Genomic DNA, 13,032 nt, shown 5'->3' with positions numbered 1-13,032 from the left:
AAACGCATAGTGGCTATGCATAACCGTGGTTTCTCAATACTGCGGATATCGACGATCCTGTCGGCCATGCAAAACACTATGGAGTTGTAAACATGGCCACTGCCATTCTCGGTTCAATCAGACAGGGCGCGTATATCGCGATTTCGCTTTATGTCGTTTTCATTGCCGTGGTGACCATCACCAGCCTGCATCCACAACTTAAAACCCGTGCTTATGAGTCGGCTGCGCCTTCGGTGGTCGTGGCTGCGGCCCCACAGGAACGAGCGTCGTGATTCGGATTGTTCGCGAATGAATTCGCTTCTGCGACAGAGCAGGAGCCAATTCATTCGCGAAGATTTTTGCACTGCGGCCTGATTTCAATACAGAATCACCAAGCCATCACGCTGAAGGGATTTCTGTGACTCACGACGCCTATGCAAGGGCTTGCCGCAGCCTCGCTCTCTTGCCCCTGTTCTTCTTTCTTGCCGCCTGCAACAAGGAAGCTCCCAAGGTCAATACCCCCGAGTACCGTGCTGCCCACGGTATTACCGAGGGTCAACCGAACACGATCCAGGTCGCAAACTCGACTTTTCGTGTGCCTGCGGATGTTGTGTTCGATGTGTATACGGCTGACACCATTCAAACCGCAAAGGCTGACATGCTGACCTTGCACCTCAACATGGGCTTGCTCTTTACCCCACCCAGAACGGGGCCGGCAGGCAAAGGGGAACAGCACATGATCAGGACAGAGATCTCCGCGCGGGGGAACCCTGCCCGGATGGAGAGCATGTTGTCTTTTGAAAAGACAGACGCGCCAGTCGAGCGCACAGACCTGGACTTGATCGAATACCCTGTAAACGCCCCGTCTTCTACAGACTTCTCCCGTAATTTTATTTACCAAGCCCGGGAATCAGACAACACCACACCCCCGACAGAGTTTTTCTGCAGGGTTGTCTGGTTAAACGACCCTTCCAGAAAAAACGGCACGTGCAGAACATCTTTCTACAACCAGTCAGGGCTGCTCATTCAATCTTTTTTCTCCTATGACCTCCTGAAGGACTGGAAGTCCATCACGAAAGAAGTGCGTAACAAGATTGATAGATATGCCGAAGTGTTGTCACTTCGCGAATAGTCACTCCCCAACCTCTATCGTACTCAACCCGTTCCCCTGTCGACGCACCTTGATCTGCACCGGAATCCGTTCATGCATTTCCTGGACGTGGGAGATCACGCCAACCTTGCGTCCCTGGGCTTGCAGGCCATCCAGGGCGTCCATGGCCAGTTGCAGGGATTCGGGGTCCAGGCTGCCGAAGCCTTCGTCGATGAACAGCGATTCGATGCGCAGTGTGCTCGACGCCATCGAAGCCAGTCCCAAGGCCAGGGCCAGGGAGACGAGGAAGGTTTCGCCGCCCGATAGCGAATGCACCGAGCGCAGTTCGTCGCCCATTTCCGTATCCAGTACCAGCAGGCCAAGCATGCTGCCGCCGCGCTTGAGGCGATAGCGGCGTACCAGTTGCCTGAGCTGGGCGTTGGCGTGATGCACCAGCAGGTCGAGGTTGTAGGCCTGGGCAATCTTGCGGAACTTGTCGCCTTCGGCCGAACCGATCAGTGCCGCCAGACGGCCCCAGCGTTGATACTCACCGGTGGCCCGGGCAATCCGTTCCTGCAGTTCGCTATTGGCATTACGCCGCTGTTCGTCTTCGCTCAGCCGGGCGCGCAGGTCGGCGCAGTGTTGTTCGCTGACTTCACATTCGCTCTGAACCTGGAGCAGGGCGGCGCTCAGTTGTTCGTTATCGGTGATATCGCTGTGCTGCGCCTGGTGTTGTTGCAGGCGCTGTTCGCGTTCCTGCAGCAGCACTCTGGCCTGTTCCAGCGCCTTTTCGCTGCGACTCAGTTGCTGACGCAATTGATCGATGCGTGCGTCGTCGTAAGTCAGCAGGTCTTCAAGCGCAGCATCATCCACTTCAGGATGGCTGCTGCGCCATTCGCCGATCTGGCCGTCGAGTTGCCCGGACTCCTGCTCCAGAGCCTGCAACTGCTGTTGATCGGCCTTGAGTTCGGCACCGAGCTGAACCCGTTGATTGTGAACATCCTGCAATGTCTGGCCCGCCGAGTTTTCGGCGTGTCTGGCCTGTTCGACCGCCTGTTCCAGCGCTTGCTGCCACTGTTGGGCATCGGCGTGTGAGCCCAGCAGTTCGCTCAATACCTGCTGGCTGGCCTGTTGCTGCTGACTCAGGGTCTGAACCTGCTCGGTCAGTTCTGTCTGACGCTGAACCCGGTTCTGTTGCGCATCCTGTTCCTTTTCGATGCGCTGCTGGCGTTCGCGCTGTTCTTCTTGCTCTTCGCCTTGCTGTTCGAGCTGGTCCAGACGCTGGGTCACGCGTTGCTCAAGCTGCATGACGGTGGCCGAAGCGTCGTTGCGCAGGCTGTCCAGCAGCTCGGGCGAGACCAGTGTGGCAAGCGCTGTCAGTTCTTCTTCAAGGCGCTCGCGATCCGCTTCCAGTTGCTTGATCTGGTCCGTGACATGACGTGCGGCGGTCTGGCTGGCTTCATGAGCAGCCTGGACTTGCTGTTGCAGGCGCGCAGCGTCTTTTTGCAGGCTCAGCAATGCATTCTGCCGCTGTTCGTCACGGCTGATGACTTCGTTCAACTGGTTGAGTTGCTGCTTCAGCCAGCCGTCGCGTTGTGCGGCATCACGATCCAGCAGTTGTGCGCCAAGAGGGTGAGCCTGCAGATCCGGGTCGAGTTCCTGCTGCTGGAGGGCGAGTCTTTCCTGCTGGCGGATAAGTTCTTTCTGGCGAGCAATGACGCCGCCCACCTGCTCGCGCAACTGGTTGTACTTTTCCTTTAACTCATCCACTGCTTTCTGGGCGCCGGCCTGTTCGGTTTCATCGTGGCGGGTCAGGCTTTGCAGCAGTGCTTCGGGCTGATGCCAGGGGTGTTCGACGCTGCCGCACACCGGGCAGGGCTGGTCGTCCTGCAACTGCTCGCGCAGTTCTTCGACGCTGGCGCTGCGGGCCAGACGCTGACGCTCCAGCAATTGCTGAGTGACGCTCAGGGTCTGCTCGGCAACTTTCAGATCGTCCCGGGTCTGAATGCCTTCGGCATTGAGCTTTTCGCGTTCCTGCTGGGCGTCGTGTTGCTGCTGTGCGAGTGCCAGCAGCTGTTTGTCGATCTCCTGCTGGCTGGCCCACAGACGGGCCAGTTCCTCGAAGGCGCGCTGCTGCTTGCGGTTGTCCTGCAACAGGCTGCCCAGAAGCTGGGTCTGCTCGGTGACCGCTTCTGCTTCGCAATCGGCCTCTCGGTACAGCACTTCCAGCTCGTTGCGCTGCTGGTGCAATTGCTGATCGGCATCGGCGGCACGCTGTTGCAGAGCGGGCAGCTCGTCTTGCCCGTGTTTCAGGCGATTGGCAGTCAGCGTCAGGGATTTGAGCCGGTCGCGCCAGGCGCTCCAGGCTTGTGCCAGCGGTGCTAGTTCGGTGCTGTGTTCCAGTTGCAGGGCGATACGTTCCAGTCGCTCGGCGACCTGTTGCTGCTGAGCGCGTAAAGTGTCCAGCTGACTCTGGCCCTGAGCGCAACTCTGGTCTGCCTGTTGCTGGAGCGCGACGATCCTGGCCAGTTCCTGAGTCAGATGGTTCAGGGTGTTCTGGCTTTCAAAGGCCCGTTGCAGCAGCGGTTTGGCATCGTTCTGTTGCTGCTGGGCTTCGAGCAGCCTGGCATGCGCGCTGCTGCGGGCACTTTCCAGTTGCTGCTGTTGAGCCTGGAGCGTGGTTTCCCGGGCTTGGTGCTGACCAATGCGCTCGGCCAGCGGAGTGAGCTGGGCATTGAGGGCGATACGGCGGGCAAAAAGATGGCGTTGCGGGCCCAGACGCTCCAGTTGACCGAGGGTCTGGCGCTGGCCTTGCTGGTTATCCCAATCCTGTTGCGCGCTGTTCAGGCTTTCGCTGGCGCTCGACTGTTCATCGCGCAGACGATGCAGCTCGGTCAGCCATTGCTGCTTGAGCTCCAGTTGCCGCAACCGGGCCTGATGGGCCTTGTGCTGTTGCTGGGCTTCGCTGAGGTTCTGTTCGAGTTCGGCGCGCTGCTCAGGCTCCAGTGGGGTGATATTGCCCGCCTGGGCGTTGAGGGCCTTGAGCGCCTCTTCGGCTTCCTTGCTCTTGCTGTAGGCGCGGCGTCCGAGCTGACTGTAGATGGCGGTGTTGGTCAGCTTTTCCAGCAGTTCGCTGCGTTCCTTGTCATCGGCCTTGAGGAAGGCACTGAACTCGCTTTGGGCGAGCATCACGGCGCGGGTGAACTGCTCGAAATTGAGGCCCAGGCGCTGTTCGATCAGTTGCTCGAACTCGCGCTTGCTCTGGTTGCTGAGGATTTGTTCGCTGTCCAGATCGGTGAGGGTCTGGCGGCTGGCCTGCAGTTTTTTCGCCGCGTTGTCACGGGCGCGATTGGTTTCCCAGCGGGCACGGTAACGACGCTGGTCGATGCCGACAAAATCCACTTCGGCATAGCCGCTGCCTGTGCCACGACGCAACAGGGTGCGCGGGTCGCTGGTGGTGATTTCACCTTCAACATCCGGGACTTTGGACTGACCGATATTGCTCAGTCGCGGAATCGCTCCGAACAGTGCCAGACACAGGGCATCGAGCAAGGTGCTCTTGCCTGCGCCGGTAGGGCCGGTAATGGCGAACAGACCGGCACTGGCCAGCGGCTCGGCGGTGAAGTCCAGTTCGAACGGCCCGGCCAGCGAAGCCAGGTTTTTCAGGCGAATGGCGAGGATTTTCATGGCTGTTCGCTCTCCTGCTGAACTTCACGCAGCAGCGTGGCGAAATCGGTGAGGGTCTGTTCGTCCACTGCGTTGCCGAAGTTTTCCTCCCAGGCACGGCTGAACAGTTCCTGCGGTGTGAGCTGGCCCAGTTCGATCAGGGTCGACTCCTCATCATCGCCGTTGCGGCTGCCATGACCGGCATATTCGGCTCCGATACGTACCAGACGCACGGCCTTGCCTTGCAGGGCGGTTTCTATCTGGTTGCGCAGATCCGGTTGCGGCTCGTCCAGACGCACGCGTACTTCCAGCCAGGGCTGGCGGTCGATATCGGCCAGCAGATCGATGTCCGGCAGGTCCTTGAGTTTCAGCAGCAGTTCGGCCAGCGGGGCGGGGCCGAGGCGTTGCAGGTTGACGGCACGGGGGATCAGACGTGGCTCGACACTGACCAGTTGCTCGCCGTCGCAGTTGATTTCCAGAATCTGGTGCTTGTAGTCGATTTCCGAGAATGACAACGGAATGGGCGAGCCGCTGTAGCGAATGCGATCTTCGCCATTGACCCGCTGGGGCTTGTGCAAATGACCCAGGGCGACGTAAGTGATGCTCGGTCCGAACAGGCTGGCGGGCAGGGCTTCGGCATTGCCGATGATCAGGCTACGCTCGGAGTCTTCGGACACCGAACCACCGGCCATATGCGCATGGCTGACAGCGATCAGGGCCTGGCCCGGCTGACGTTTTGCGTTGGCAGCCTCGATCAGCAGTTCATGGACCTGGGCAATGCCGCGCAGGTAATCGTCACCCAGGGTCGCGCCCGTGACTTCGGCCGGGCGCAGAAACGGCAAGGCCAGGCACCATGCCTTGATGTCGCCTTTCGCATCCGGCAACGGCAGCAGCAGACGCTCTGCATCCAGCGAACCGTCATCCAGCCACAACACCCGCCCCAGCGCGTGAGTGCGCAGGCGGCGCATCAGCGGAGCAGGCAGTTCGATGCGTGAGCCCGAATCGTGGTTGCCGGCAATCATGACGATGGTCAGCAGCGGCTGTTGCTCATGGGCGTTGACGATAAAGTCGTACAGACGCTCCTGGGCTTTGACCGGCGGGTTGACCGTATCGAAGATGTCGCCGGCGATCAGCAGCACATCGGGTTGGCGCTCGGCCAGACGGGCCAGCAGCCAGTTCAGAAAGCTGGCGTGTTCGAAGTCCCGCTCCTGGCCGTGGAGGTTCTGACCCAGATGCCAGTCGGAGGTGTGAAACAGACGCATTGATTGACCTGTAAGCGGTATTTTTGGCAGATGTATTGGTTTTCCGGCCCTGTCGCGGGCAAGCCCCCTCCCACGGGAGGGCTATCAACATCTCACTTCGGATAAAGCGGCGGCAAGCCTGCATCGCCCGTCGGGTCCTGGATCCGCTCGGCTGCGGGCAGGGTACGGATGGCGCGCCACAGATCTTCGCCCATCCAGAACTTGCCGGTTTCGCTGTACAGCGCACCGTTCAAGCCATCCAGCGCATCGGACAGCGGCACGAAACGGGCGGCCATGTCGGCCAGGGTTTCGGGCTGCTGACGTGCCCAGGCATCGAGTGCCTGACGGGTTGCATGGGGATCGTTGGCGGTACACGCACGCTTGAGATCGTCCAGTACGGTGCGCGGGCTCGGGCCGGTCTGCACCGTGCGGGTCACCGCTGGCTGGCCACGTGCCCGCCACCAGAGGATCAGGCTCAGCAGGGTGGTCAGGGCGAACAGCACGGTACTCAGTTGCCATGGCCAGACCGGCGGCCCCATGACCGTCAGGCCGCCCTGTTCGTTATTGACCGGGGTGTCCACCGCCAGCCCCGGATTATTGTTGATCTGCAGGGTTCGCGCAGGCAGGCTGCTGTGTTCCAGATGATCTTCGCGGGTGTTCCACCAGGTCACGTCCACGGTGGGCAGGTCGATGGCACCCGGACGATTGGGCACCAGCGCTTCACGTTCTTCGCGGGTGCCGATCAGGCCGCGCTCGCTGATCAGATTGCCCAGTTGCGGTTGATCCGGGTAATGCCTCAGGCCCGCTACCTGGGTGGCGGGCAAGGGCGGCAATTGCGAGCCGGACAGGCCTTCGGCCTTGAGAATGATGGTACGGGTCAGGGAGTCGCCCACCTGGCTGTTGCCCGGTTCGGGGTTCCAGCTTTCTTCCAGCGTCACGCTGCGTGCCGGCAGCCAAGGGACATCGGCCGGGTAGTCGGCAGGCTTGGGTTTGACGTTCAGTGGCATCCTGGCGGAACTGACCCGCATCAGCCGGCCCGGCTGCGGCCCGAAAGGACTGGCTTCCTGATTCTGTGAGCCGGTCTGCACCAGCGTGGCACTGAAGACCAGCGCCGGGACTTCCAGGGTGCCGCTCTGCTGGGGGTAGATCGCATAGCGCGTTTCGATCACACCATGGCGTACGCCATTGATCAGCTTTTCATAGGTGCGTGAGTCACCGAGCTTGTCGACCCGCGCCTCGGCAATCTGCAAGGGGCTCAGGCTGCTGTCGTCGAACAGCGATACCGAGTGATAGATGCGCAGGGTCAGTACCGCCTGAGCCTGCACATAGACGCTTTCCTGATCCAGGCTGGCCTCGATGAAAATCGGCGCCAACTGGCTGCCTTTCTCCCGGCTATCGCTTTGCATGACCTGCAGGCTTACCGGCTGGCTTTTCAGTTCGCCCAGTTGCAGCGAAGGAATCACCACAATGCCCGACTGGCGGGGCAGCAGGGTGATGATCCAGCGGGTGGTGGCCTGGTTGCCGCCATCGAGCGTGGTCAGCCGGTTGATCTGGCGGGTGCCGCGCACATCGAAGTTTGCGTCCAGGGCGCTCAGGTCAGGTTTGCCGAACAGCGTGACATCGGTGGTTTCCAGAGTCAGTTCCACGGTCTCGCCGGAATTGAGGCGCGTGCGATCGACCTTGGCGATCAGTTCCGCTGCCTGTGACGACAAGACGACCAGCCCCAGGAACAGGCCGGTCAAAAGGGGGTACACACGACTCATCGGGTCTTTTCCTGATGTTGCTGTTCGTAGCGAAACTTGCGCCGCAGCAGCTCGCCGGGATCGTCCGGGATCTGCCTCAGCCATTGATCCAGCGCCTGACGTCGTTCGACAGTGAGCTGGCTCTCGGCCGGCTGGATAGGTGGGCGAGTGGTCTGTTCATCGTCTTGCGTCGAGCCTGTATTGTCGTTGCCTGCCGATTCGGGGGGCTGGCTGTCGGTGCTGCCGTCTTCCTCGGATTGAGACTGATTCTGTTCCGTTTCGGGCGCATTGCTGGCCTGCTGGTGCGCTGTTTCGTGGCCTTCTTCCGCTTGCTCGCTCTTGTCCTGCCCTGTTTCCGAAGGGGTTGGATCGTTGGCCTGATCCAGTAAGCGTTGGATCAATGCCTTGTTGAATTGCGCCGCCGGAAAGTCCGGCTGGCGCTCCAGTGCCTGTTCGTAAGCATCCAGTGCCGCTTCCAGCTCTCCGCTGTGGGCCAGGGCATTGCCGCGATTGTAATGGTCAGCGGCCGTGTTGCCTTCGGCGAAGCGCTGGGCTGCCGTGGCGTAGTCTCCCGCTTCATAAAAGGCCATGCCTTTCCATTGCGGGTTCTCAAAGTGCTGTGCGGCTTCGGCCGGGCGGCGCTGCTCCAGCAGGCGCTGGCCTTGTTGATCCGGGCGCAGCCACAGGTCCTGGAACTCGAACGCCTGGCTGTTCTGCGGCAGCATGAACAGCAGGGGCAGACAGAACAGCCAGCCTCGTCGTCCGGCGCAGGCTGCCAGCAGCAACAGCGGCAACAGGAACCAGTAGCCCTGATCGGCCCAGGTATCCAACTGCAGGACCTGCCCGTCGCTGCGCAGATTCTGCGGGCCGGCAAACAGTCCCAGGCTGCGCAGGTCTTCATCGTCCATTCTGGCTTGACGATAGCTGCCGCCCAGGTTGTTGGCGAAATCATTGAGGCTTGCGCTATCGAGGCGCGGCACCATGATCGCGCCCTGAGCGTCCTTGAGCAGGCTGCCGTTTTCCAGTGTCACCGGAGCCCCTTCGGCAGTACCGATCCCCAGGATCAGCAGCGGCGGCGATTGTCCTCTGAGCAGTTGCTCGATCCCCTGGCGTTCCTGTTCGCTCAACGATGAGCCGATCAACAGAATCCGGCCCTGACCCAGCGCGCCTTGCTTGAGCAGATCGAGGGCTTTCCTGACGGCCAGATCGGCGCGTTGACCGGCCTGGGGCATGATCGAGGGCTTGATGGCATCCAGCAGGTTATGGCTGGTCACCTGATCGTCGGACAGTGGCACCAGCGTGTGGGCGCTGCCGGCGTAAACGATGATGGCGGTCTGCGAGTCCCGGCGTGCCTGCAACAGGTCCAGCAGTTTGCGTTTGGCCTGTTCCAGGCGGGTCGGCGGACTGTCGGTGGCGAGCATCTGCGGCGTCAGTTCCAGCACCACCACCAGTGGGTCGACCGGTTTCTGGCTGATCTGCTCGACCCGCTGCCAGCCGGGACCGAGCAGGGCCAGTACGGCCAGGACCCAGCAGATGCCCAGAATGACCCACGGCAATTTATTGTTGCGTCCGCGCCCGCCGTTGAGCAGCACGGAGTGGAACGCCAGGGGCATGATCATCTGCCAGCGCCCGGCGCGTTTCTGCCGGTGCCAGAGATGCCAGATCAACAGGCCCAGCAGTGGCAGGATCAGCAGCCACCAGGGCCGTAGCCAGTGAGGCCAGAGCGCGATCATCGTGGCCTCCGGATACGTTCCAGGCGCTTGCGCAGACGTACCAGTCGTTGCTGGTTGAGCAGGCGTTGCAGGGCGTTGTTGGCCCACAGATCGACGAGGACCAGCAAGACACTCCCCACCAGCGCTGCCGCCAGCGGCCACTGATAGAGCGCCATGGCCGGACGTGCCTGGGTGGGTTGCTGGGCCACCGGTTCCAGTGAATCGAGGGTCAGGCGAATCTTGCGCAGTTCTTCGCCGTCACGGGCGCGGAAATACTGGCCACCGCTGATTGCGGCGATTTCCTTGAGGGTGGGCTCATCCAGATCCAGACTCGGGTTCAGGCCGAGCATGCTCTGCACGCCGCTGCTGTCGGGATCCGAGCCGATACCGATGGGGTAGATTTTCACACCTTCTTCGGCGGCCAGCCGTGCGGCGGTTATCGGATCGATCTGCCCGCCGTTGTTGGCTCCGTCAGTCACCAGCACCAGCACACGGCTGTTGGCCGGACGCAGGCGCAAGCGCTTGAGCGCCAGGCCGATGGCGTCACCGATGGCGGTGTTTTTGCCGGCGATTCCGATCCTGGCCTCATCCAGCCAGATGCGAACGGTGCGCCGGTCGAAGGTCAGGGGCGCCTGTAGAAATGCCTGGCTGCCAAACAGGATCAGACCGACGCGATCACCCTGGCGGTTTTCGAGAAAGTCGCCCAGCAGATTCTGGACCAGTACCAGACGGCTGACATCTTCGCCTTTCCATTGCATGTCGGGATAGTCCATGGAGCCGGACACATCCACGGCCACCAGCAGATCCCGGCCGCTGGCGGCGATGGGCAGCGGTTCGCCCAGCCATTGCGGACGGGCTGCCGCTATCAGCAGCAACAGCCAGATCAGCAGCAGCGGCAGGCGCTGCCGCCAGGCGGGCAGGTTGGCCTTGGCCCGGCGCCCGCTCAGTTCTTCGAGTTCGTTGAGAAAGCTGACCTTGAGCGCCGCTTCACCGCTGTCCGCAATCGGCAGCACAAAGCGCATCAGCCAGGGCAATGGCAGCAGGGCGAAGACCCATGGCCAGGCGAACTCAAACATGTTTGCGAATCCAGGTTTCGACCGACTGGGTCAGGCCGGTAATGGCCTTGTCGTCGAGCTTGCATTCGGGTTTATAGGCACCTTCGACCAGAATCATCCAGCGGGTCAGGCCGGCGGCCGGGCAGCGGTTGTCGAGAAAGGCCAGCCATTTGCGACCATTGAGGGTGTGGCTCTGGCTATGAGGGTAGTGGTTGCGGCACACACGTTTGAGCAGACCGTTGATCTGTTGCAGCCAGGCTCCGGCCGGTGCGCCGTCATAGGGTTTGGGCAGGCTGGCCAGTTCGGCCAGCGCGGCAAGACGTACCGGGTCCAGAGGCTGTTCGCTGCGTCGCTGGCTGGCCTTGACCGGCAGCAGCACACGCAGGCGCCAGAAACCCCAGGCCACGGCAGGTATGAGCAGCATCAGCAGCCACCAGCCCGGTGCCGGCGGCCAGAAGCCGATGGGCGCAGGTGTGATCAAGGGTTGCAACTGATCCAGAGGGTTCATTTGTTCTTTACCGGATGCCGGGCATCCAGATAGTCGCGCAACTGCTCGACCATGGCGGTTTGAGTGCTCAGGGGCATGAGCAGGACCCGAAGTTTCTTCGCCAGCAGTTCCCAGCGATCGGAGCGGGCCTCGCCCTGTGCGCGATAGGCCTTGCGCAGTTCCGGGTCCAGGGTGTCGAGTTCCAGCTGGGCACCACGCTCGGCAAAACGCAGCAGACCGGCGGCGGGCAGGGCGCGGTCCAGAGGGTCGGAGACAGGCAGCAACAGCAGGTCGCAATGCCGTGACAGCAGGCTCAATTGTTGTTCGGCAGCATCGGACAGGGCGCGTTCGTCACAGAGCACGATGACCAGACTGCCGGGACGCAGGACTTCCCGGGCACGCCGCAAGGCGATGCCGAATGCATCGCGGTCGGCAGCGATTTCGGTATGCAGCGACTGATTGACCCGCACCAGCCGGTTCAGCAGTTGCAGCAGGCACTGCTTGCTGCGCCGGGGTTTTATTTCGTAATGCTCGTTGTCGCCGAACACCAGCCCGCCGATCCGGTCGTTGTGCTCCAGCGCCGCCCAGCCGATCAGGGCCGCAGCCTGGGCTGCCAGCACCGACTTGAACATCAGGCCCGAACCGAAGAACAGGCGACGGCTTTGTTCCACCATGATGAAGATCGGACGTTCGCGTTCTTCATGGAACAGCTTGGTATGCGGTTCCTGGGTCCGGGCCGTGACCCGCCAGTCGATGCTGCGCACATCGTCGCCTGCCTGATAGACCCGCACCTGATCGAAGTCCACGCCACGTCCGCGCAATTTCGAGTGATGCAGGCCGATCAGAGGGCTGCGTCTGCTCGGCGTGGAGAACAGTTGCACTTCTCGCACGCGATGCCGCATCTCGATCAGCTCGCTGAGGCTGACGCGAATGCCCGGTTGTGAAATCAGGTAGGGTTGCATGGCTTCAGGCAACGGCGACGACGTCGAGGATCCGCTGAATGACACGGTCCTGGTCGATACCGGCAGCTTCTGCTTCAAACGACAGGATGATGCGATGGCGCAGCACGTCGAACAGCACCGCCTGAATGTCTTCGGGGCTCACGAAGTCGCGCCCGGCCAGCCAGGCGTGGGCGCGGGCGCAACGATCCAGGGAAATGGAGCCGCGCGGGCTGGCACCATAGCCGATCCACTCGGCCAGTTCCTGATCGAACTTGGCCGGGGTGCGGGTAGCCATGACCAGTTGCACCAGGTATTCCTCCACGGCATCGGCCATGTAAAGACCGAGGATTTCCTTGCGGGCGGCAAAGATCGCCTGCTGGCTGATCCGGCGCTCGGGCTTGGTTTCTCCGTTGAGGGCTTCGCCGCGGGCCTGTTGCAGGATCTTGCGTTCTACCGCAGCGTCGGGAAAACCGATCTTGACGTGCATCAGGAAGCGATCCAGCTGCGCTTCGGGCAGCGGGTAGGTGCCTTCCTGTTCGATGGGGTTCTGTGTGGCCATGACCAGAAACAGCGGCGACAGGTCATAGGTACTGCGTCCGACGCTGACCTGACGTTCGGCCATGGCTTCGAGCAGGGCCGACTGTACCTTGGCCGGCGCGCGGTTGATTTCGTCGGCCAGTACCAGGTTGTGGAAGATCGGCCCTTGCTGGAATACGAAGCTTCCGGTTTCCGGGCGGTAGATCTCGGTGCCGGTGATGTCGGCCGGCAGCAGGTCGGGGGTGAACTGAATGCGATGGAATTGCGCTTCGACGCCTTCGGCCAGTTCCTTGATGGCCTTGGTCTTGGCCAGACCCGGAGCGCCTTCGACCAGCATGTGGCCGTCGGCAAGCAAGGCGATCAGCAAGCGTTCGATCAGTTTTTCCTGGCCGAGGATCTGCGTTGAGAGAAATGTTCGCAGCGCAATCAGCGCTTCACGATGTTCCATCGATGAGTGTTCCTGGCAAGGTAATCAGCGGCGTCACATGACACCGGAGCTGGGGGCGATACTTTAATCCATCCCGATAGTGATCGACTAACCGCTACAGGGTTTTTTATACGCTTTCAGGAATTAGGTGGCGT

General features: G+C 61.5%; 9 protein-coding genes and 2 pseudogenes. 2 read left to right on the top strand and 9 right to left on the bottom strand.

Annotated features, from left to right (window positions below):
• Positions 1-92 precede the first annotated feature (92 nt).
• Together JSY17_RS15780 and JSY17_RS15775 are read left to right on the top strand one after the other, a co-directional pair.
• The gene (locus JSY17_RS15780; RefSeq protein WP_117165259.1) at positions 93-272 is read left to right on the top strand and encodes a hypothetical protein; all 180 of its coding nucleotides are present in this window, start codon (positions 93-95) and stop codon (positions 270-272) included.
• A gap of 125 nt (positions 273-397) precedes the next feature.
• Positions 398-1,111 carry a hypothetical protein gene (locus JSY17_RS15775; RefSeq protein WP_206402385.1) on the top strand — a complete coding sequence of 238 codons (714 nt, stop codon included), beginning with the start codon at positions 398-400 and terminating at the stop codon, positions 1,109-1,111.
• Here JSY17_RS15775 and JSY17_RS15770 read toward each other — a convergent pair whose 3' ends face one another.
• The 9 genes and pseudogenes from JSY17_RS15770 to JSY17_RS15735 form a co-directional block, all read right to left on the bottom strand.
• Positions 1,112-4,756, bottom strand: a complete 3,645-nt coding sequence (locus JSY17_RS15770; RefSeq protein WP_206402387.1) for an AAA family ATPase — start codon at positions 4,754-4,756, stop codon at positions 1,112-1,114.
• Positions 4,753-5,997, bottom strand: coding sequence for an exonuclease SbcCD subunit D (locus tag JSY17_RS15765; protein ID WP_117186174.1), 1,245 nt, complete (start codon positions 5,995-5,997; stop codon positions 4,753-4,755). The genes JSY17_RS15770 and JSY17_RS15765 overlap by 4 nt, the downstream gene beginning before the upstream one ends.
• A gap of 92 nt (positions 5,998-6,089) precedes the next feature.
• Positions 6,090-7,739 carry a BatD family protein gene (locus JSY17_RS15760; RefSeq protein WP_117165264.1) on the bottom strand — a complete coding sequence of 550 codons (1,650 nt, stop codon included), beginning with the start codon at positions 7,737-7,739 and terminating at the stop codon, positions 6,090-6,092.
• Positions 7,736-7,954, bottom strand: a pseudogene (locus JSY17_RS26065) (hypothetical protein); the annotation flags it as partial. The gene JSY17_RS15760 and the pseudogene JSY17_RS26065, both read right to left, overlap by 4 nt.
• A gap of 77 nt (positions 7,955-8,031) precedes the next feature.
• Positions 8,032-9,451 (bottom strand): annotated as a pseudogene (locus JSY17_RS15755) (VWA domain-containing protein); the annotation flags it as partial.
• Entirely contained in the window at positions 9,448-10,506 is a 1,059-nt protein-coding gene (locus JSY17_RS15750) for a vWA domain-containing protein (RefSeq protein ID WP_117183694.1), read from the bottom strand. The pseudogene JSY17_RS15755 and the gene JSY17_RS15750, both read right to left, overlap by 4 nt.
• Positions 10,499-10,993, bottom strand: a complete 495-nt coding sequence (locus JSY17_RS15745) for a DUF4381 domain-containing protein (protein WP_117165267.1) — start codon at positions 10,991-10,993, stop codon at positions 10,499-10,501. The genes JSY17_RS15750 and JSY17_RS15745 overlap by 8 nt, the downstream gene beginning before the upstream one ends.
• Positions 10,990-11,934: a DUF58 domain-containing protein gene (locus JSY17_RS15740; RefSeq protein WP_117165415.1), complete on the bottom strand. Its 945-nt coding sequence runs from the start codon at positions 11,932-11,934 to the stop codon at positions 10,990-10,992. The genes JSY17_RS15745 and JSY17_RS15740 overlap by 4 nt, the downstream gene beginning before the upstream one ends.
• A 4-nt stretch (positions 11,935-11,938) precedes the next feature.
• Positions 11,939-12,898, bottom strand: a complete 960-nt coding sequence (locus JSY17_RS15735) for an AAA family ATPase (RefSeq protein WP_025259182.1) — start codon at positions 12,896-12,898, stop codon at positions 11,939-11,941.
• Positions 12,899-13,032 lie beyond the last annotated feature (134 nt).

The organism is Pseudomonas capsici (assembly GCF_017165765.1).
Classification (GTDB): Bacteria; Pseudomonadota; Gammaproteobacteria; order Pseudomonadales; family Pseudomonadaceae; genus Aquipseudomonas; species Aquipseudomonas capsici.
This window is presented reverse-complemented; position numbering and strand designations above follow the sequence as displayed.